Genomic DNA, 21,656 nt, shown 5'->3' on the forward strand with positions numbered 1-21,656 from the left:
CCTTCCATTTATTTTCTTAATTGGAGCCCCATTATAAAATCAACAAGAAAGTGTGCAAAGATTGTTATAAACAAATTTCCTGTCCACTCGAATACATAACCAAAAACAAAACTAATAAAGCAGACGAAACAAAACAAAAAAGGCTTCGTTATATACCGAATATGTAACACAGCAAAAATTAAACTCGCTATTACAATTCCGAAATGAGTCTGCACTACACCTCTAAATAAAAACTCTTCCGCAAAGCCAATAATAAACGTGATAACGAGTAAATGCATGACAGAAATCCCTTGAAACATTCTATCGTTAATGCCACCATCATCAAACCAAGATTCTGGAAACACTCGCATTGCAACATAATCTAATAACACAATACAAATCGCTAACAAGCTACCTATTAAAAGTATAGAAACCGGTTCCCATTTCCATAAACTATAAACTTCTCTTTTATCTTGAAATAATATATATGCTAGTAAACAACCGATACCAATAATGATTAGTTGTGTTATGTAGAGATTCAGTCTTATTTCTCTCGGACTCATATCTTCAACATTATGCCTTTGAATGTTCATCATTCCTCCATCTTTCTTAGGCCGAAAAGCTTTTGTAACTCTGTTTCCCAATTATAGTCGAAAACTAACTGTTGCGCTCGTCTTTTTTTATAATCCGTTTTTGTAATACCACAGTAATCACAACAGTTTTCTATCTCTTTTTCTTTTCTATAACCGAATTGTTGTAATAAATATTCACGTCTACATCCTTGAACTTGTATCCATGACTTCATATTTTCTAGCTCACTATATTTATTACGCATTCTCACTTCCACTTCCGCTATTAATCTGTGCATTATTTCATCTGACAAGCTCTCTAACATGAGATTTCGCTGTTGTATGATTCCAAGATGTTCGAGATGATAACGTGTAAAGCGCCAATACTGTTCATTAAATCTTGCTGCATTATAACAAATTTCTTCTACATCTTCTAATGGTAATACTTTCGTTTGAAACATTCTTTCTTGTAGTAACGAAAATAAAAATTGTATTTGCGATTTACTTGGTAATTCATCTTCAATGATTGAAATTGGCAAATCGTGATCCAATGGACTACATAATAAAATGGCTATACTCAATTCTCCATCTCTTCCCGCTCTTCCAATTTCTTGTAAATATGAAGCTACATTTGTCGGATATTGAAAATGAATAATATATCTTGTATTCGCCTTATTTACCCCCATCCCAAAAGCACTTGTACATATTACAATTTGCAACTGGTCATTCATAAACTGTTGTTGAATTAACATACGCTCTTCATGTTCCATACCACCATGATAAAAAGCTACACCTGTAATTCCTTTTCCTCTTAAATACTCGGTTAAACGCTCTGTCCAGGCCCTACTTGAACAATAAACAATACCAGGCCCTTGCAAATACATTACATGCTCAAAAAGCGCCTCTTTTTTTTCTTCTATTGTTTCCACAAATTGCACTTCCATCGCAATATTTGGACGATCAATTGAGTACACATGCTCAGCAATATTTTTTAGATTTAAACTTTCCGCTATATCTCGCAATACATCCTTTGTCGCAGTTGCTGTTAATGCTAATACTGTCGGAGATCCGATACTCTCAATTACTTTATCTAATTTTTTATAATCTGGCCGAAAATCATAGCCCCATTGTGAAATACAATGCGCTTCATCTACGACAAATAATGAAATATGAATTTTTTTCAATTCTCTTATTAGAAGTTCCGACTGCAACATCTCTGGTGATACGAAAACAAATTTATAAAAAGATAGCTTTTTCATTGCTTCTCTTTTTTCAATTAACGTCCGAAAACTATTCAATGCAATAACTCGATTTTTCACGACATACTTTAATTGCGTAACTTGGTCTTCCATTAAAGATAATAATGGTGATACAACAAGCACCGTACCCTCTTGCAGAAGCCCCGGAAGTTGATAACACATTGACTTTCCCCTTCCAGTCGGAAGCATTGCTACAACATCTTTTCCTTCCAATAAGTCCGTAATAACTCCTTTTTGCCCCGGACGAAATTCAGAATATCCAAACCACTTATATAAATATTCCTCAAGCTTCATTTATACCCTCCATCCGTGCCAATACAAGACGTACTTCAAAATAAGAGATTTCCTCTCCAACCGCTTGCTTCAACACTCGCAATTTACGTGTTTGTAATGCTTCAATTACTTTTGTTACTTTTTCCATTTTTTCTTTTTCCATAAACATTTCAATAGAAAATTCTTTTTCTCGTAAAGCAATTTCTACAAAATGGTCTTCTATCGTGGCAACCTTCAAATTCCGAATTGTTGCTATTTCTTCTAAAGAGCGTCCTTGTCTCCAAAGATTATATGTTTTTTTCGTTGATAAACTAAATAAATCAGCTTTCTCATTTGGATAAGATATAATTTCAGCTAATAATGGAAACTCATTTTCTTTATTGCGAACTTCTTGAATAAGGAAATGGATTGTACCCCAAAATAAAAAATACACTCGAAATATATCTTGTTTCGTAATTTCCGCTAATTGTTGTAAAGTACACCCAATACGTTTATACCCAGTTAACCGATATATTACGATTGTCGCCTCTACTGGATTATTTTTTTGTAAAAGAGTATGCATTTCCTTCCATAATCTTTTAGCCAATTCACTTCTCATATACGGTATTCCAGTGAGAAAACGTTTCACCCACATCATTATTTCTGTATCCTGTTGAATTGGAATAAATTTCGTATTCGCCTGTTGTAAATTCGAAATAGTTTGAACGATCAATGATAACCTCTTCCAAAACGTTTCACCTATTTCACCATAGTGTAAACCATTTAAATATGTCGGAAAGGCAAAGTCACCTTCCCATTTGTTTAATTGCACGTTACCAGCCGTCGTTAACACATATGTATTATCATGTATACCTTGAACTAAATCCGTTTGTAACAACTTTGCAACTTCTTGATCATAATCAGCTCTATTTAATGACTTATAAATCCCAAACAAAAAAGAAATTTGAAACATATTCCCATCTTGTAATGTTTGCGACGATCTCTTTCCTTTTAATAAATAATAAATCGAAGAAACGGTTCTTTCACCATTCAATTGTTTTAAACAATATAATAAAGTATATTGTAGCTGCATTACCGCTTCCACCTCTCAGTCTAACTTCATTCCTTTTTCAATACGATTGCACATTAACTGCTATTCATTTAACTTATCATATTCACACTACATGCTTGTATATATTCTATTGTATCAAACGAAATAACATTTAAGTATTTTGAAAATCTTATGAAATAATTCAAAAATAAGTTGACACTCTAATTGATAAGCATTATCATTATAATTTTATGTTGAAAAGTTTTTAAAACCGTTTTACAATAAGATTATAATTTTTTGGCGAACTTTTCACATACATATTATCAGGAGGGAAAAAATATGGCAAAATATACAATCGTTGACAAAGATACTTGTATTGCATGCGGTGCTTGTGGTGCTGCTGCACCAGACATTTATGACTATGATGATGAAGGCATTGCATTTGTAACATTAGACGATAACCAAGGTATCGTTGAAATTCCAGATGTATTAATTGAAGATATGATGGATGCATTCGAAGGTTGTCCAACTGACTCAATTAAAGTTGCTGACGAATCATTTGATGGCGACTCTTTAAAATTCGAATAGTCTTTTATTAACTTCAAAAAATCCCCCTCATAAGTATGAGGGGGATTTTTTGCACTCTTTTTCATTCTCACTAACAAAAAAACCATTAGCAGTTACGCTGCCAATGGTTTAATATTTTTAAGCATTTTTCATTTTTGCAAATACCCATACTTTCAAGCGTGAAAATAGTGCTACAAATACAATTGTTACAACAATTCCTTTAATTACATTAAACGGTAATATCGCCGTTACAATAGTTTGTCGCATAATATCACTAGACATAGCTGGTGAATTTAAAAACCAAGTGTACGCTGGTAAAATAATAAAGTAGTTTAACACACTCATAATAACTGTCATAGTAATTGTACCTAGCATTAATCCTGTCGTTAAACTTTTTACTGTGCGATACTTTCGGAATAAGAATGCTGCTGGACCAATAAATAAACATCCCGCTATAAAGTTTGCTACTTCTCCTACTGGTACTCCCGTTAAACTTCCTTGAATTCCGTAATGCAAAATATTTTTTATCGCTTCTACAATTACACCTGCAATTGGACTAAAAATTATCGCCGCAATTAAAGCTGGCACATCACTAAAATCAATTTTTAAAAATGGCGGAAGCCCTGGGAATGGAAAATCCAACATCATTAGTAAATACGCAATACTACTTAGCATCGCTACACTCACCATCTGCACTACACTGTTTTTTTGTTTCATCTTTCTCTCTCCTTTTCCATCGATCTTCTCATGGAAAGTGGAAAGGTTCTGCTATGCCTATTTTTTCATAGAACGAAAAAACCCTTTGTGATTTACACAAAGGGAGAATTTTAAGGCACATCAAACAGACGTTCAAATACTTATCTTTTTTGAACGCTTGAACCTCCATCTTCTCCCATCCAGACTGTACTGTCGGCTTTGGAATCACACCAAATCCTGCCTTAACGGCTCGCGGGCTTAGAACGAAATTATTAAATGTTCATCACCGCCGGTCGGGATTTTCACCCTGCCCCGAAGATAGACCGATATTCTATTTTCCACTTCATTATACAACAACATGATCGTATTGTGAACAAAAAAAGTGTAACTTACTAAAAATAAGTTATTGATTTTATATAATTAAAGAAACGATCACTATATTTTACAATACAACCCATATTTTTTATAATTCGGTATTTCTCTTATGAATCCCCCTAGTCATATGTCGTCAAAAGTGATAAGATGTTGAATTGTTAAGATAAGAACATTTTCTGAGTTATGGAGGAAATGTCATGAAGAAAGATAAAAGACACTCTATTCGAGAAGCAATGAAAAAGAACTTAAGAAAAGAATACTTTTATTTGAAAAAAGAATTACTTTTCTACTGTCCAATTGATCTAGGCACATTCTCAAGAGAGACATACTACGCTACTTTTGACCAAGATGGCATAAGTATTTATCAGTATGATAAAAAAACAGAAAGTAAATTAAAATTGTGTGAGCGTCATCCATGGAAGAGTTGGAATAAGGTAAAAGTTGATCACTATTTAACAACTTCTCAATTTATTTTCCAAGGTGAGCGAAACTGGATTTTATCCCTTTTCCAAAAAGGAAAAGAAGCTCAAAAAATAATTGAAGAACATACATCTTTACAAACGGAAGTTGTTTCCCGTCCGTTTTCCAAGAAACTTCCTGGTTTCCGTTCTGATACACCATTGAATAAATACATCGGTTGCATTTGTTACACTGCACTTATTGCATTTTTATTAAAATGGATGATTCCATTTCAAGCACCACAAATCGCCCTGTATTCTCTTTCAATTGGCTTTATGCTTCTTGGTTTACTTTGTCTTACAATTGGTCTAATCGAACCAACTATCGTACTATTTCGGACAAAAGAAAAAACAAGAACAAAAGTCTTTTACTTATATAGCTACTTAGCTATTACTGGATTTATATGTGTCTTTATTTTTTGGTAAAAGAAGCCGTCCCAAAAGATCTTTTGGGACGGTTTTTCGTTAGGAATAGGTTGCTCTTACTGTCGCATTTTATTGTTAGTCGATATTTCTTGTCGAAATGTCGATATAATAAGAGCTATGTTCGATATAATTTCATTTACTATCGCAATCTTAAATAAGAAAAAAATAAATTTATTCAAAAGTTATGCTTTTGAGACGTTGCCTTTACTTGACGTATAGTTGTTGGTTCGGATAGATTTGCTCTTGTCGCAATCCATTCCTCACTTTAATTTCCTCAACTGTCATACTAAATTTCCGGGCAATACCAACTAAAGTATCACCTTTTTGTACAATATATAGTGATGATGACACAACTTGATTTTTTTGTTCATTTAAAACAAGCAACGGATTCATCGCATTCCTTTTCTCCATCGTCCATCTCCCTTGATGCACTTCTAAATGTAAATGCGCTCCTCGCGATTCTCCTGTATTCCCTACCTCTCCAATTAGCTCTCCTTTTGAAATGTTATCACCTTGAACTACATATCTCTTATTTAAATGCGCATAAACAGCCTCATATTCTCCATGTTTAATAAACACAACATTTCCATAACTACTTGAAAAATAAGACTTTGTCACCTTACCATTTTGAATAGCTGCAACAGGCGTTCCAATAGGCGCAGCTATATCAATACCATAGTGTTTCCCATGTCTTGTCCCAAAATAATCACTTATCTGCCCATCAACAGGCCATATCCACTGATTCCCTTCAGCGTAAACATGTAATTGAGATAAAAATAATACACTCAATATCACCACGCCACATTTTAACGCTTTCATATACATCCTCCGTTTTCTAATAACCGTCATACCTTCTCTATTGTGGGATATTACAGAAAAAAGTATACAAAAAAAAGAAAGTGTATTACTCCACTTCCTTCTCTTCTTTATTACGAAAAACAAGTGCACTGCGGTTATACTCCACATCTTTCACTTGTAAACGCGCATTTATTACTCTAGCAAGCGCAAATAAATAATCAGATAACCTATTTATATACTTTAGAACAATTTCATTGGTTTCTCCTTCTTTTTGCAATGACACTATACAACGTTCTGCTCTTCTTATAACTGTACGTGCAATGTGTAGTGCAGCCGATATCTCGCTACCGCCTGGTAAAATAAAACGCTCTAAAGGCGGCGCTTCTTCTGTATACGAATCAATTCGTCTCTCTAAATACTCGACCATCTCTATCGTTACTTTATAAGGGATTTTCTTCTCTACTATTGCTAAATCCCCTCCACAATCAAATAGTTCATGTTGAATATTTTCAAGTTCGTTATAAATGTTACGAAAACATTCCTCTTGTAATTTAGACATGGCATATCCGATATGAGAATTCGCCTCATCAATTGTTCCATAAGCTTCTACACGTATATGATCTTTATCCACTCGGCCACCTATGACACTCGTTTCCCCTTTATCACCTGTTTTTGTATAAAGTTTCATTTCATTATGACACCTCTCTTTTTATTTTCATTCTGATTATTAAAGAAAAAAACTCTACCATTCTTTATTTAATTGCACTTACAAAAAAATAAAAAAACAGTAAAGCTTTTATTCATGATCAACTTTTAAAAAACATATATATCTAAATTATACGATTTGGTAAATATACAGAGAATGTAGTTCCTTCTCCAACGACACTTGATACAGAAATTTTCCCGTCATGACCTTGAACAATATTTTTAGCAATCGCAAGCCCGAGTCCTGTTCCAACTTTTTTCCCTCGCGTTCTTGCTTTATCAGCTTTATAGAATCGATCGAACAAGAACGGAATATCTTCTTCTGGAATACCAGCACCTGAATCTTGCACTTCGAAAGTAAGGCCACTATTTTTCGTATTAATTACAAGTGTAACATGTCCACCTGCATTTGTATGACGGATTGCATTATCAATTAAATTCGTCAGTACCTGTTCCATACGGTCTGCATCAAACGGATATTGTTCAATTGGACTTTGGAAATCCACTGTTAATTGGACTTCTTTATCCTTTGCAATCCCCTGGAATTTACGGCCAATTTTTTCGACAAATGGATGAATATCTACTTCACCTATATGTAACTCTACATGTCCACTTTCCATACGGGCTAAATCTAATAACTCATTTACAAGTTTACCTAAACGAACAGATTCATCATAAATAATTTGAACAAACTCATTAATTTCCTCTTTCGTTTGCACAATATCATCTAAAATTGCTTCACTATATCCTTGAAGCATTACCATCGGTGTACGAAGTTCATGTGATACATTCGCAATAAAGTCTTGACGCATTTTCTCAAGACGACGCTCCTCCGTCATATCTCGCAATACTGCTACAGCTCCACGAATTTTTGTTTGATTGTAAAGCGGTGTCATAAGAACTACGTAGTTACCTTTTTGCAAATTAATTTCAACAACTTGTTGTTGCTCACTTTCTACAACGAGATGGAATAGTTCAACAAGTTCAGAAGGCAGTTTTTTAATTAACTCTACTTCTTTTTCTTCTTGCCAAACTTGTAAGAAGTGTTCTGCCGGTGGGTTGATAACAACGACTTCACCTTCTTGATTTAACGTAACAACACCATCTGCCATACTACTCAAAATGCTAGCTAACTGCTCTTTTTCTTGCTGCAGGGCATTCATATTAAACTTCAACTGTTTCCCCATTTGATTTAAAGCAGTTGCAAGCTCACCAATTTCGTCCTGCGACACCATAGGGGCTTTCGTATCAAATTTCCCGCGCGCTACCTCAAATGCAACCTCACGCATTTTACGAAGCGGTGCCGTAATTCGAGTAGATAAGAAAAATGCAAAGAAAGTTGTTAAAATAATCGCAATCCCGGCTGATAAGAAAATAAAATCAGTCGTTCTCTCCATACCTTGTATTGGAACTTGCAATGATTCATATACAAACACTGCACTTTGATTTTTTGACTGTACTGGTTTCCCGACGATCATAATATCATTTTCAGTATTTTTATTCTTCCTACTATTAGAAGCTTTTCTAATATTATTCTTAATATCCTTTTTATCTGTAAAAACAGCTGCTAATTCTTTATCATTTTTCAAATCATCTATTGTAAGAGTAACTAATCCTTCTTGTTTCGGCGAAGAAGAAATTTCCTTACCGTCTTCTACAATGATAATCCTTGAAAGTGGATCAGAAAATTTGTAAGCAATATCCTCAATCGTTTTTACATCGGCACCTTCTTCAATTAATTCCGTGACACTTGTTGCAACTTTCTGAAGCCTAGCTTCACTCATATCAACATAATACGTTCTAAAAAACTGTGAAAGTAAAATAGCAACAAATCCAAGAACAAACGAAACGAGAAGTAATATGGTCATCCATAACTTCCCTACTACACTTCTCCAAAGCATCAGTCGTTCACAACCTCAAACTTGTAACCTACGCCCCAAACGGTAACAATCATTTTCGCTGCATCTGGTGATTGTTTACTTAACTTTTCACGTAAACGCTTTACATGCGTATCAACTGTACGTAAATCTCCGAAGAACTCATATTGCCATACTTCTTTTAACAATTGCTCACGGTCAAAAACTTTATCCGGGGATTTCGCTAAGAATAATAGTAATTCATATTCTTTCGGTGTTAAGTTTACTTCATTACCATCCGCTGTAACGCGGTGCGCATCATTATCAATTGTTAAATGCGGGAAAACAGTAACATCTTTCGTCGTTGTATCTTGTGTAAAGAATGTCGTTGGTACAGCGCGGCGTAATACTGCTTTCACACGAAGTACTACTTCACGCGGGCTAAACGGCTTTACAATATAATCATCAGTTCCAACTTCAAACCCTTGTACCCTATTTACTTCTTCACCTTTTGCTGTCAGCATAATAATTGGCGTCGCTTTCTTCTCACGAATCCCTTTACACACTTCGATACCATCTTTACCAGGCATCATAATATCCAGTAGGATTAAATCATAATCATTTTGTAACGCCATTTCTAAAGCTGTATCACCATTATCCGCTTCTTCAATTGTGTATTGCTCTCTTTCTAAATACATCTTTAATAAACGACGAATACGATCCTCATCGTCTACAATTAAAATTCTTGATTCATTTTCCATTTCTACCCGCTGCGTACTTTTACCACAACGGTTTACACCTACCCTTCTACAATATAATGTTGCACCTATCCTCGTTTAATTAAGCATTTTTTAACGTTCCACTTCCCATATTATGCTTCACAAGAATAATAAAGTTTGTTCATTTTTTTTCCAAAACTATGTATTTTTTTTGAACAGTATATTTGGTCCTCGACATCATTTTACAGAATCAACCGCTACTTTGTCATGTTTTTCTCAAAAAAGAAGAAAATTTGACAAAAATAAAATAGGAAAGTGACATACACTCTCCTATTTTATTTCTCTATGCATATGAATGTAAACCCGCAATAATTAAGTTTACTACAATAAAGTTAAACATAATGATTGCAAAACCAATCACTGCAAGCCAGGCGGATTTTTCTCCATGCCATCCTTTAGATAAACGTAAATGTAATACCGCAGCATAAAAGAGCCAAGTAATAAGCGCCCAAACTTCTTTTGGATCCCAACCCCAAAAGCGCGTCCAAGCGATTTGAGCCCAAATCATGGCGAAAATTAATGCACCTAATGTGAAAACTGGGAATCCAATTGCAATAGAGCGATATCCAATTTCATCTAACAAATCACTATTCGTATTTTTCACTAACGGCTGAAGCGCCGCTGATACTCGTTTACGTAATGTAAGCCTTAATACGATATATAGCAATGTTCCGACTAACACAGACCAAATTACTGTATTTAATTTTTTCGCATTTACAATCGCCGGAACTTCAACTGTCGGCTCTAATTTATTTTCTGACAATAACTTTCCTTCGTGCGGTCCCACTAAAGCCGGAAGATTGTACTTCATTTCCACTTGTTGTTCATTTTTATCAACCCATTGAAACTTCGCTTCATATTTCATACTAGAAAATACCGTTGTCACTCCAATAAAACCAACTGTACAAACAAGTGTGAACACTACCGTTTCTAACCAAAATGTACGTTTGCTTCTCGTTGATTGATCTACATTCTTCAATAAATACATAACGCCCGTAATAAAACTAATTGCTAAAATTGCTTGCCCTGCTGCTGCAGTCGTCACGTGAATATGTAACCAATTACTTTTTAAAGATGGAATAAGCGGAGATATTTCCCTCGGAAACATACTCGCATATGCAATTAATAAAAGCGCAACTGGTAATGCAAAGAGTCCAATTATACTTACGCGGTACATAAAATACATGACAATAAATGCTCCAACAAGCATCATGCCGAAAAACGTACCGAATTCAAAAAAGTTACTAACTGGTGCATGTCCTGATGCAATCCATCTTGTAACAAAATATACTGTTTGTGCAATAAACCCTAAAATTGTAATCGTTATTCCTATATTTGCCCATTTATGACCTTTTTCTTTAATTGCTCCCCCGAAAAATAGAGTTGCAATTAAATATAAAATAAATGCGGTAAAGAGAAAGTTACTACTTATTTGCACCATATCGTTTCCCCACCTTAACTAATTTTTTTATCCACTACTTTATCGCTTGGCTGCGGAATTGCTGTACCTTCTAGTACTCTTTCAATATCTTTCTTTAAACCGAACCAATTTTTATTCGTATGTCCTGCAATCCACCATTCATCATTAACGCGTTGTATCCAAATACGGCGATGATTCCAATACATCCCTTGAATCACACCAACCATAAATATAAATCCTCCAATACCGAGAATCCAAAGCGTTAAATCTTTCCTTACAGTAAGTGCTGTTGCATTTTGCATTTCCACACCTGCAAAGGACATTTTATATTTGTTATTCCCATCTGGTTCTATATTTTGCTGAATACCGACAAAACTCACTTCACCATCTGGTGTTTCAGGCGTAAACATTTTAAACACAAATGCAGGGTTGTTTGGTAATTTCGTTTTCGTATTTGGTCTTCCATTCTCGTCAAAATAAAAATCTGGAAAATAGCTTAATAGTTCTAAAGAATAACCATTTCCTAAATCAAATTTTTCTGTAGGATTCGTTAAATCTACTTTAATCGGTCCCCACTTTTGATTATTTTCTTTGTTTTGCAAATGGAATGACATGCTTTTAAATTCACTTTCTTTGTAATCCACTTGATATACAGCAAATTGATCAAATTTCAGCGGTTCATTCACTCGAATTTCCGCTTCTTTTACTTTTTCTAATTTCGGTTTTTGTCCTGCTATATTTTCGCCGACCGCTTTATATAATACAGCATTCGTTTGGAAGTTTTTCGCAATCATTTTATCGCCTACACGATCAATCGCTTCATCAAAAACTTCCTTGTCCTTACTTTTATCATAAACTTCCTTAATAAATTTCTCGTTTTTTAAATAGTATTGACCATCCGTTCCTGGTATTTCTTTCGTTTCACCGTCACGTAACCAAAGGGCTTCGTCTACGTACATACTCGGTAAAAAACGGAGCATTGCACCGAATAAAAAGATAATGAGACCAATATGATTCACATATGGACCCCAGCGTGAAAACCGTCCCTTTTCAGCTAAAATGTTACCGTCTTCCACTTTCACATTATAATTACGTTTCTTTAAATTAATTTGAACTCGTTCTAAGTCACCTTCATGCGGCGTACCAGTCCCGTGCACTCTCTGTCTTTTCAAAAAACTTGGGTGTCTTTTCACCCCTTGTTTTTTTAAAGCTTTATAAAGAGGAATGACACGGTCTAAACTACATATAACAAGTGAAATACCAATGGAAGCAATTAAAATCATGTACCACCATGATCCATATAAATTATTAAATCCTAATTGATAGTATAATTGTCCTAAAAATCCATACTCGGTCTTATAATATTCAGCTGGTTCGATTCCTGGAGTTATGTACATTTCTTGGGGAAAGATAGTTCCTATTGCCGATGCAGCTAAAGTTATTACGATTAACCATACACCTACTTTTACAGAAGAGAAAAAACTCCAAATTTTATCGACTATCGTTTTTGTATGTGTGAGAGATCTCCGAGCACTCCCCTCATATCTCATATCCAATAATTTTATATTTTCATTACTTTCAAATGGTTTCCCACATGCTTCACAAAAAATGGTTCCTATCGGATTAACATGTCCACATTCACACTTAATTTCTTTCAACACTCTCACCGCCCCTATATCTATATGTACTATTGTATATTCTAACCTCAAGTTACCGCAATACTCAGAATTTTTAAATCAGAGGCACTATAAGGATGCACCTCATATGTAAAGGCTTTCTTTATTACGGAGTAATTTTCTTTAAATATCCTTCTAACTGTTCTTTCGTTTGTTCACCTATAATTTGTTCGACTACTATTCCATCTTTATCAATCAAAAAGCTTGTCGGTAATGGTCCTACCCCATATGTGCTTATGATTTTTGTTCCTTTATCAATAGCAACTGGGAATTTCAAATCATATTGTTTCACAAAGTTCTTAACAGCAATATCTGTTTCATCTGCATCTAACGCAATAATTTCAACGCCTTTTTCTTTATACTTTGGATATAATTCGTTCATATAAGGCATTTCTTTTTCACACGGTTTACACCAAGTGCCCCAAAAATTTAAAAATACACCTTTTCCCTTTAAATCTTTCAGTTCAATTTTCTTTCCTTCTAAATCTGTCACAACAAAGTTAGGTGCTTCTTTTCCAATTTGCATTTTCTCTTTATCAGCAAAAAATCCTTGATAAAGTGTAAATCCTACAGCACCGCATAAAATGAGTAGAATAATAACACGAAATAATAAGCGATTTTTTTTCATATTGTCTCCCCTCTCTTCGACGAGTGATGAATATATGTATTTTTTAATAAATCACCAGCGGAGCATTCCACTGGTGAAAGTTTCACACTATCGATTAGCGCGGCTTTGTAGAAGCCAATGCACGTAATTGTTTCACCTCATGTGGTGTCAATTCTCTTGCATCACCAGGTCGCAAGCTACCTACTTCTAAAAAGGCGTAGCGTTCACGCTTTAGTTTCACTACTTTACAATCTAACGCTTCAAACATGCGGCGTACTTGACGATTACGTCCTTCATGAATCGTTAATTGTACAATTGCCATCTCTTTACGCTTGTCCCAAGAAATAATTTTCGCTTGTGCTGGTGCTGTTTTCCCATCTTCTAATGCAACACCTCGTTCTAACATGCGAATTTTCTCACCTGTTAATGGCCCTTTAATTTTTGCAACATACGTTTTTTCAACTTTATATCTCGGATGCATTAATACATTTGCAAATTCACCATCATTTGTCATCAATAATACGCCAGACGTATCATAATCTAAGCGTCCGATTGGGAATAAACGTTGTCTAATTTCAGGGAAAAAGTCTGTTACAACATTTCTTCCTTTATCATCTGATACACTTGAAATTACACCAGTTGGTTTATATAGTAAAAAATAAACAGGTTCTTCTTTTTCAAGAGGGATGTTATTTACTTCCACTTTATCTTGAGGAGTTACTTTTGTTCCTAACTCCTTTACTATTTTCCCATTAACTTTCACTTTCCCTTGCTGAATTAATTCCTCAGCCTTTCTTCTCGATGCAATACCTGCTTGCGCAATCACTTTTTGTAATCGTTCCATTTCTTTTTTTCACCTCAAATTTATCTTACCTTACATTAGAAAGACTTGGCAACCGCCTAAGCTTTATGCCATTTACTTCGCCTATCTTTAACAACATAGCAATGATGATAAACGTCTAAAGGCATATCACGTTTTCACCCTTTATTATTGTTTACACTTTTTCATGTTGTCCACGCTAAAAGTTCATCATTTTGTCAAAAACACCGCATAAAAAAACCACTATTAAACTACACGTTAATAGTGGTCGTATACGTATTATAAGCTAAATAGCGCAAAAAATGAATAGCATTACCGAAACAATAGGGAAACAAACACAATTGAACAAATAATTCCGATTAAATCTGCAAAAAGTCCTACCTTTAATGCATCTCCCATTTTTCTAATACCGACAGCCCCAAAGTATACTGTTAATATATAAAAAGTCGTATCTGTGCTACCTTGCATCGTTGAAGCTAACCTACCAATAAACGAGTCTGGCCCATATGTAGCGATTAAGTCGGTCGTAATACTTAAACCAGCAGATCCCGAAATCGGACGTATAAGTGCAAGTGGAACGATTTCGGCTGGTACATGAATAAAGTCTAACACCGGCTTCATTACCGATATCATCGCATCTAAAGCACCTGATGCCCGGAAAATAGAAATAGATACAAGCATTCCAACCATAAACGGCAAAATGGAAACCGCAATTTGAATCCCTTCTTTTCCGCCCTCAACGAACGATTCGTACGTTGGAACTTTCTTTATCGTGCCATACAAAAGGATAAAACCAATTACACAAGGAATTACCCATAATGAAATTGTATTTACAATACTCATTTTTTCCGCCCCTTTCTACTCCTTCTCCGGTAAAAATAGCGGTCAATCCAAATCGCTCCAATCATCGATAACACTTGTGCTATAAATGTTACGCCAACGATTTCAGTAGGGTTTGCTGATTCATAAGTCATTCGAATCGAAATGACAGTAGTCGGAATTAATGTAATCGCTGAAGTATTTAATGCTAGAAACGTCACCATAGAACGACTTGCTGAATCCTTTCCACCATTTAACTCTTTCAGTTGTTCCATTGCTTTAATACCTAAAGGTGTTGCTGCATTACCTAACCCAAAAAAGTTCGCCATCATATTTGATAAAATGAATCCCATTGACGGGTGATCCTTCGGTATTTCTGGAAATAATCTTTTTACTATCGGCATAAAAAGTGATACTAACTTCTTTAACAATCCAGCTTCCTCAGCAATTTTCATTAAACCGAGCCAAAATACTAAAACACTAATAAGTCCAATACAAATCGTTACAGCATCTTTTGACCCTTCAAACACTGCTTTGGTCACTTCTTCCATCGTTCCATTTATCATGGCATACACAATCCCTATAACTGCCATCGCTGCCCATACGAGATTAACCATCTATCCCAACACCTATCATGTAAGAGAAGATTTCTTTCACGTTATTCCAATACATTCCCGTTGTAGCTACTAACTTTCGTTTACTGTAAAACAAATTTCGTTCTCCAACTTTCTCGTTCCCTACATAAATTTCTGTCTTCCCAATCTTTACTCCATCCGTAAGTTTTGCACTTTTATCGAGCTCAACTTTCAATAACACGCTCTTTCTTTCCTCTTCAGTTAAAGGTACAGAAAAACTATTTTTCGTATAAACATGATTGGCATATTTCTTTTCATTTATTTCAGCGAGTGCGCCTTGTCCTAAAACTTTCGCTTGCTTATAGCGTTCAAAGCCTTTATCAAACAAATTCATATGATCATCCCAGTCACTAGAAGCACTCAAAGTTACGACAATTAAATCTAGTCCATCTTTTGAAGCTGTTGTGACAAGCGTCCGTCCTGCTTTCTTCGTAAAACCTGTCTTTCCCCCTGTTGCAAATTCATAATAAGATGTCACAAGCTTATGTTTATTTTTCCACGGATAATCCCAAGAATCTGATTTATACGTTTTTGTTCCAAAAATTTTCTTAAAGGTCTCGTTCCCCATTGCATATTTCGTTAATAATGCCATGTCATAAGCCGACGAATAATGTGATCCATCCCCATCCAAGCCATGCGGGTTTGAGAAATGCGTATCTTTCATTCCGATTTCTTTCGCCTTTTCATTCATTAAATATACAAATCCTTCTATACTCCCTCCCACATTTTCAGCAATTACTTGTGCTGCATCATTACCAGATCTAAGCATTAATCCGTAAACTAAATCTTCTAACTTAACTTTTTGTCCAGGTTTTAAATAAATTGCCGATCCTTCTACTCGTACCGCTTCATTACTAACCGATACTAACTCTTTCATTTTTCCTGATTCAGCAGCTAACAATGCTGTCATAATTTTTGTTATACTAGCAATTTTTTGTGGCTCATGTTCTAATTTCCCATATAGCACACGACCGGATTGTTGTTCCATTAAGACTGCGTTACGAGCACTAACACCACCGTTCATTTTTGCATATGCAGGAATTGGCATAACGCTTGCGTACATTATAATTAGCGTAATTATTATACAAATTCGTCTCATATTTCCCCCCACGTCCTTTTGGCACTTTTTGTACAAGTGTATGCTTGGCCTTTTAAAATATGAACGAAATCTTCCTTCCACCTCCACTAAAAAAGACGCATGAGATATGCGTCTAATACGGTGTCCATTCAATTTGCTTCGCACTTTCAAATCTCTTTTCTACATCTGGCCAATTTACAACATTCCACCAATTTTTAATATATTCATCTTTTCGATTTTGATATTGTAAATAATACGCATGTTCCCATACATCCAGTACAAGGAGTGGTATCGTATCCCACTGTGTAAACAATTGATGAAGCGTGCTTTGCAAAATTTCTAACCTTCCTGAACGGGGTACCCATACAAGAATTGCCCATCCTGAACCTTCCACTTTAGAAGCGGCTTCCGTGAAATGCTTTTGAAAACGTAAAAAACTTCCGAAATCTTGCTCAATTTGTTGTGAAAAAGCCCCTCTCGGACTTCCACCACCATCTTTTTTCATGTTATTCCAAAATATCGTGTGTAAGTAATGACCTGATCCATGAAAAGCCGCTTCTCTTTCCCAATGCTTAATTAAATCAAATTGATTTGTTTTTCTCGCTTCTTCCATCATCTTCTCTGCTTTATTTAATCCTTCCACGTAACTACGATGGTGTTTATCATGGTGTAACATCATAATTTCTCGTGAAATGTACGGTTCTAGCGCATTATATGGATAAGGTAATGGCGGAAGGGTATGCCCCCCAATCGGAACAGCTCGTTCGCTATCCCCTCTTTCACATAGTTCATATTCCTCTCCTTCTTGCATAAATACTTCCTGTAAATGGTGTTGAATATGTTCTACATCATCACTTATTTCATACATAAACTCGGCATCTGTGTCGTATTCATGCTCTTTCATACGCTCTAATAACGTTTGAATTTTATAAGCAAGCATATGGACATCATACACTTCCATTGCACGGCTATCTAATACTTGAAGAACACTTTCACACCAGCTTTCTACTTCATGAAAGTAATCTGTAAATACACCTTGCTGACTCATGTCACACCTCCTTGATGCTATCCACTTTAACTATATTCAATTAAAATCCCTTATATAACTGGACAAAAGGAAAAGAAGCTAAGTATCCTTAGCTTCTTTTCCTTAATTAATATTTGTGCAACATTTTTGTTTGGTAATCTGTCTCATAATATTCTAGTTCTTCACGCATCAATTGAAATTTCCCTTCTAAATCCTTCATCATTCGTTCTATAGATCCAGGGGGGATTTGCTGAAAAACAATAGAATTTTTCCCTGTATAAGCAGAACGACTATTTTCATACCAATGATCATTCTTTGGCGAAAAAAACTCTGCAATTACTTGATGGTAAATCTTATATAAAACTGTTTCAGCTGCGGTCTTTCGAAATGGTTGGCTATTCAACAAAACAAAACATGCATCAAGTCCTTCTTCACAAAAAACAAGAAGTCTTCTTATTGATGCTAATATCCCTTTATAGTATTGCTCGTTTCCTGTTGGTGTCTCCTCCAATAAAGAAGGTAACGTATGATAATTTACATAATTAGTTATCAAGGAAATTACATCTTCTAAAAATATAGAAACTTGTTCTGTTTGATTTTCAACCATCAAATTAGACATGGCTTCTCTCTCCTTTGCCGTTTTACGCTATTTCTACTCTTTTATTTTTATGTAATTCAGCTAATATTTCTTGTACTTTCACCACTGTTCCCTCATCAAAGTATCGTTGAAAGTCTGTTACTTCATTGAGATACAAGCGCTTCTGCGCGCGTAGCTCTTTATCCTTCACTAAACAAGCGATCGCTACAATATCTCGTAAATATACGTCTTGTTCTTCTACTTTATAAACTGGATTTCCTTCAAAAGGGATAATTTCTTGTAAAATTTCTTCAAAATATCGAACATATAAGACAGAAAAGGTTTTCTCTTGATTATTTAATATATATGTTACTTCAGATCTATTAAAAAAATCTTCTGATGTATTCGGTTTTGCTTTTTCTAACTCATATCCTGCATAACCTATTATAATCATCTACTTCCCCTCTCTTCCTTCTTTCACCTTATCTTAACTCAATTTTCTAATAAACGAAATATTCTTTTAAATATAACCTATATAAAAAATAGCTTCCCTATACAGGAATTTACCTTTTTATTTTTCTTGAAGTTTGTCATAATAATATTATTGTCTCAGTTTTCTTACACAAGGAGAGTTGTATTTATGTCGTTTTCATGGAAACGTTTCTTACAAATCGGGAAAATAATCTTCCCATTTGTTGTCTTAACAATTGTTTTCTTTCAAGCTAAAAAAGAATTAGCAGGCATTTCTTTTTTAGAAGCAATTGAAACAATTAAAAACATTCCAACTGGTGGGGTATTTTTAGCGATTACACTCGGTGCATTTGCCGTTTCAACAATGTTCTTTTATGACTTTGTTATGCTTCGTTACTTAAAAGCAGATATACCTGTACAAAAGATCTTCCGCATCTCATGGATTGCCAACACTTTAAATGGATTTATCGGTTTTGGTGGTCTTGTTGGTGCCGGTGTACGTACAATGCTATATCGTCCGCATATAAAAGATAATGGAAAACTTATTAAAAGTATTGCTTGGATGACAACCGCTTTTATTAACGGATTAGCCATTCTGTCATTCCTCGGCCTTATTGGAATATTAGACACTAGTTTTATTCTGCACGAAAAACCGTGGTTATGGCCTGTTCTTATCTTCTTTGCTCTTTTCGTTCCTATATATATTGGGTTTTCTAAAATTAAAAATAGAAAAACAAAACAGCTAGACGGACAAGAGGAAGAAGAAGAAGAGAAAAATCCAACTGTTTTATATTCATTAGTTTCATTAGTCGAGTGGGTATCTGCCGGTATCGTTATGTACGTCATTTTAATATTGTTTGGAATTGATATCGAATTTCAAAAGTTTTTAGGTGTTTACGTAATTGCTGCTTTAGCTGGTGTCGTAAGTCTTGTTCCTGGTGGCCTTGGTTCATTTGACCTTGTTTTCTTAACTGGACTAGGACAATACGGCGTTGATACAGGCGTATTACTACCTGCTATGTTATTATACCGACTTGTCTATTACATCTTACCATTCTGCCTAGGTCTCATTTTTGCAGCCTTTGAAATGACAGGAGCTGCCATAAAAAAAATTGAAGATAAACCATTTATTGCACCTGCGTTAGAAACAACTGGTGTAATTTGGACTTTACAACGTGATTTTTTAGGGAAATTAGGTTCATGGGCATCCGCCGCTTTAACAGTATTCGCTGGCTTAATGGTTATTCTATCAACAATTTTACCGACTAGTATAAATCGAGCTCACGCCTTACATATTTTAGCTCCAAAGCACCTTATTCAATTTTCTTTTAGCTTATCATTAACATTCGGTATTCTCCTCCTGATTCTTTCGCGAGGCATATATTATGGAACAAAGCGTTCTTACTATATGACGATTGTTTCTTTAATTGGAGCAGCAATCTTTAATACCCTAAAAGGAATTGACATTGAAGAAACCTTTATTTTATTAATCGTACTTGCTGTGTTGTATATGCTTCGTAAAAGATTTATACGCGAGAAAATGGAAGTCTCACTTTCTGATATCGTAAAAGTATTTATCTTCTTATTACTTACGCTATATTTATATAAAAACTTAGGTATTTTATTTGCGGGTGCAAAAGAAGCGTTCCAACCTGATTTTGTCGTTCGAAATATTACACAAGTTAAACGAAGTGCATTAGCAGCAGCCTTTTTCGTTCCTACTTTTTTACTTATCGGCTCACTAATTGCCAATCGTTACCGTAGTCAATTTCCCGGGCAACCAGCTAATGATAAAAGGTTAGAAAACTTCTTAGATGAACATGGCGGGAATGTACTTAGTCATTTAGGTTTTTTAGGAGATAAACAGTTCTTCTTCAGTAGTGACGGAAAAGCACTTCTTCTCTTTTCAATTACTGGAAAGCGTCTTGTTGTACTAGGTGATCCAATTGGTGATCCATCCTCCTACCGCACTGTGTTGCAAGAATTTTTAACTGAAGCTGATCGATTTGGGTATATTTGCGTATTCTATCAAATTGAAAGCAAATGGATGAGCTTATACCACGATTTTGGCTACAACTTCTTTAAACTTGGTGAAGAGGCTGTCGTTGATTTAAATACGTTTACAATAACAGGAAAGAAACGTGCTGGTATGCGAGCCACTTTCAACCGTTTTGAACGAGAAGGTTATACATTCTCTATTCATCAGCCACCATTCTCAGACGAATTATACGAGGAATTAAAGAAAGTTTCTGATGCTTGGCTCGGCGGAAAAAAAGAGAAAGGATTTTCACTTGGGTACTTCGATCGTGAGTATATTAGTCGTGCCCCTATCGCTACATTATCTGATGCAGAAGGAAAAATCATTGCATTCACAACCTTTATGCCAGTATATCAAAGTGGCATATTATCTGTTGATTTAATGCGTTATTATCCAGATGCCCCTAGCGGAATTATGGATGCAATTTTTATCCACTTATTCCACTGGGCAAAAGAAAATGAATACCATTCCTTTAATATTGGTATGGCACCACTCTCAAATGTCGGTTTATCAACGCAATCGTTCTGGTCTGAACGAGTTGCTGCTGCAATATTTAATAACGTTCGTTACACATATAGCTTCAGCGGTTTACGACATTTTAAAGAAAAATACAAACCTGCATGGAGTGGAAAGTATTTAGCATTTCGAAAGAATCATTCTTTACCAATTACAATGCTCTCTGTAACAAAATTAATAGGAAAACGAAAAAACAGCTAAG

21 protein-coding genes and 1 riboswitch are annotated in these 21,656 nt (G+C 35.1%); of the genes, 3 read left to right on the forward strand and 18 right to left on the reverse strand.

Annotated elements, in window-relative coordinates:
* Positions 1–8: 8 nt before the first annotated feature.
* The 3 genes from AC0IXC_RS15360 to AC0IXC_RS15370 are packed head-to-tail and all read right to left on the reverse strand — an operon-like array spanning position 9 to position 3,152.
* Positions 9–572, reverse strand: a complete 564-nt coding sequence (locus tag AC0IXC_RS15360) for a CPBP family intramembrane glutamic endopeptidase (RefSeq protein ID WP_002064506.1) — start codon at positions 570–572, stop codon at positions 9–11.
* A complete protein-coding gene (locus AC0IXC_RS15365) occupies positions 572–2,101 on the reverse strand; it encodes a RecQ family ATP-dependent DNA helicase (protein WP_002188974.1) in 1,530 nt (509 codons plus the stop codon). The genes AC0IXC_RS15360 and AC0IXC_RS15365 overlap by 1 nt, the downstream gene beginning before the upstream one ends.
* Complete coding sequence (locus AC0IXC_RS15370) at positions 2,091–3,152, reverse strand: YpbB family protein (RefSeq protein WP_002086645.1); 1,062 nt, start codon at positions 3,150–3,152, stop codon at positions 2,091–2,093. The genes AC0IXC_RS15365 and AC0IXC_RS15370 overlap by 11 nt, the downstream gene beginning before the upstream one ends.
* A 297-nt stretch (positions 3,153–3,449) precedes the next feature.
* Here AC0IXC_RS15370 and AC0IXC_RS15375 point away from each other — a divergent pair, with 297 nt between their 5' ends.
* The gene (locus AC0IXC_RS15375) at positions 3,450–3,698 is read left to right on the forward strand and encodes a ferredoxin (RefSeq protein ID WP_001151994.1); all 249 of its coding nucleotides are present in this window, start codon (positions 3,450–3,452) and stop codon (positions 3,696–3,698) included.
* 117 nt (positions 3,699–3,815) lie between these two features.
* Here the strand turns inward: AC0IXC_RS15375 and AC0IXC_RS15380 are convergent, their stop codons facing one another.
* The gene (locus tag AC0IXC_RS15380; protein ID WP_002011769.1) at positions 3,816–4,394 is read right to left on the reverse strand and encodes an ECF transporter S component; all 579 of its coding nucleotides are present in this window, start codon (positions 4,392–4,394) and stop codon (positions 3,816–3,818) included.
* A gap of 163 nt (positions 4,395–4,557) precedes the next feature.
* Positions 4,558–4,697: riboswitch (FMN riboswitch) on the reverse strand.
* A 248-nt stretch (positions 4,698–4,945) separates the two neighbouring features.
* Here AC0IXC_RS15380 and AC0IXC_RS15385 point away from each other — a divergent pair.
* Positions 4,946–5,632: a hypothetical protein gene (locus AC0IXC_RS15385; protein ID WP_002030740.1), complete on the forward strand. Its 687-nt coding sequence runs from the start codon at positions 4,946–4,948 to the stop codon at positions 5,630–5,632.
* Between the two features lie 204 nt (positions 5,633–5,836).
* Here AC0IXC_RS15385 and AC0IXC_RS15390 read toward each other — a convergent pair whose 3' ends face one another.
* From AC0IXC_RS15390 to AC0IXC_RS15455, 14 genes are all read right to left on the reverse strand, one after another.
* A complete protein-coding gene (locus AC0IXC_RS15390; protein WP_002141020.1) occupies positions 5,837–6,451 on the reverse strand; it encodes a peptidoglycan DD-metalloendopeptidase family protein in 615 nt (204 codons plus the stop codon).
* An 85-nt stretch (positions 6,452–6,536) separates the two neighbouring features.
* Complete coding sequence (locus AC0IXC_RS15395) at positions 6,537–7,118, reverse strand: cob(I)yrinic acid a,c-diamide adenosyltransferase (protein ID WP_002086651.1); 582 nt, start codon at positions 7,116–7,118, stop codon at positions 6,537–6,539.
* Positions 7,119–7,260: 142 nt separating this feature from the next.
* The gene (resE, locus tag AC0IXC_RS15400) at positions 7,261–9,036 is read right to left on the reverse strand and encodes a sensor histidine kinase ResE (protein ID WP_085963310.1); all 1,776 of its coding nucleotides are present in this window, start codon (positions 9,034–9,036) and stop codon (positions 7,261–7,263) included.
* The gene (resD, locus tag AC0IXC_RS15405) at positions 9,036–9,752 is read right to left on the reverse strand and encodes a DNA-binding response regulator ResD (RefSeq protein WP_002011758.1); all 717 of its coding nucleotides are present in this window, start codon (positions 9,750–9,752) and stop codon (positions 9,036–9,038) included. Before resD ends, resE begins: the two co-directional genes overlap by 1 nt.
* A gap of 301 nt (positions 9,753–10,053) precedes the next feature.
* The gene (gene resC, locus AC0IXC_RS15410; protein WP_113770084.1) at positions 10,054–11,211 is read right to left on the reverse strand and encodes a cytochrome c biogenesis protein ResC; all 1,158 of its coding nucleotides are present in this window, start codon (positions 11,209–11,211) and stop codon (positions 10,054–10,056) included.
* Positions 11,212–11,225: 14 nt separating this feature from the next.
* Positions 11,226–12,851, reverse strand: coding sequence for a cytochrome c biogenesis protein ResB (gene resB / locus AC0IXC_RS15415; protein WP_061675123.1), 1,626 nt, complete (start codon positions 12,849–12,851; stop codon positions 11,226–11,228).
* A gap of 121 nt (positions 12,852–12,972) precedes the next feature.
* Positions 12,973–13,494 carry a thiol-disulfide oxidoreductase ResA gene (gene resA, locus AC0IXC_RS15420; protein ID WP_002141016.1) on the reverse strand — a complete coding sequence of 174 codons (522 nt, stop codon included), beginning with the start codon at positions 13,492–13,494 and terminating at the stop codon, positions 12,973–12,975.
* A 94-nt stretch (positions 13,495–13,588) separates the two neighbouring features.
* Positions 13,589–14,317, reverse strand: a complete 729-nt coding sequence (gene rluB / locus AC0IXC_RS15425; RefSeq protein WP_002011753.1) for a 23S rRNA pseudouridine(2605) synthase RluB — start codon at positions 14,315–14,317, stop codon at positions 13,589–13,591.
* A 288-nt stretch (positions 14,318–14,605) separates the two neighbouring features.
* A complete protein-coding gene (spmB, locus tag AC0IXC_RS15430) occupies positions 14,606–15,136 on the reverse strand; it encodes a spore maturation protein SpmB (protein ID WP_113770085.1) in 531 nt (176 codons plus the stop codon).
* Entirely contained in the window at positions 15,133–15,729 is a 597-nt protein-coding gene (spmA, locus tag AC0IXC_RS15435) for a spore maturation protein SpmA (protein ID WP_002086662.1), read from the reverse strand. Before spmA ends, spmB begins: the two co-directional genes overlap by 4 nt.
* Positions 15,722–16,846 (reverse strand): D-alanyl-D-alanine carboxypeptidase family protein, encoded by a 1,125-nt coding sequence (locus AC0IXC_RS15440; RefSeq protein WP_002086664.1) that lies wholly within the window; start codon positions 16,844–16,846, stop codon positions 15,722–15,724. The genes spmA and AC0IXC_RS15440 overlap by 8 nt, the downstream gene beginning before the upstream one ends.
* A 112-nt stretch (positions 16,847–16,958) precedes the next feature.
* Entirely contained in the window at positions 16,959–17,873 is a 915-nt protein-coding gene (locus AC0IXC_RS15445) for a superoxide dismutase (protein ID WP_002030730.1), read from the reverse strand.
* Between the two features lie 106 nt (positions 17,874–17,979).
* Positions 17,980–18,471: a YpuI family protein gene (locus AC0IXC_RS15450; RefSeq protein WP_002086668.1), complete on the reverse strand. Its 492-nt coding sequence runs from the start codon at positions 18,469–18,471 to the stop codon at positions 17,980–17,982.
* A gap of 22 nt (positions 18,472–18,493) precedes the next feature.
* The gene (locus AC0IXC_RS15455; protein ID WP_002030727.1) at positions 18,494–18,883 is read right to left on the reverse strand and encodes a hypothetical protein; all 390 of its coding nucleotides are present in this window, start codon (positions 18,881–18,883) and stop codon (positions 18,494–18,496) included.
* Between the two features lie 186 nt (positions 18,884–19,069).
* Between AC0IXC_RS15455 and mprF the strand changes: the two genes are divergently transcribed.
* On the forward strand, positions 19,070–21,655 hold the full coding sequence (gene mprF, locus AC0IXC_RS15460; protein ID WP_002030726.1) for a bifunctional lysylphosphatidylglycerol flippase/synthetase MprF: 2,586 nt from the start codon (positions 19,070–19,072) through the stop codon (positions 21,653–21,655).
* Position 21,656 lies beyond the last annotated feature (1 nt).

The sequence above is a fragment of the Bacillus sp. AC266 genome (genome assembly GCF_979253805.1).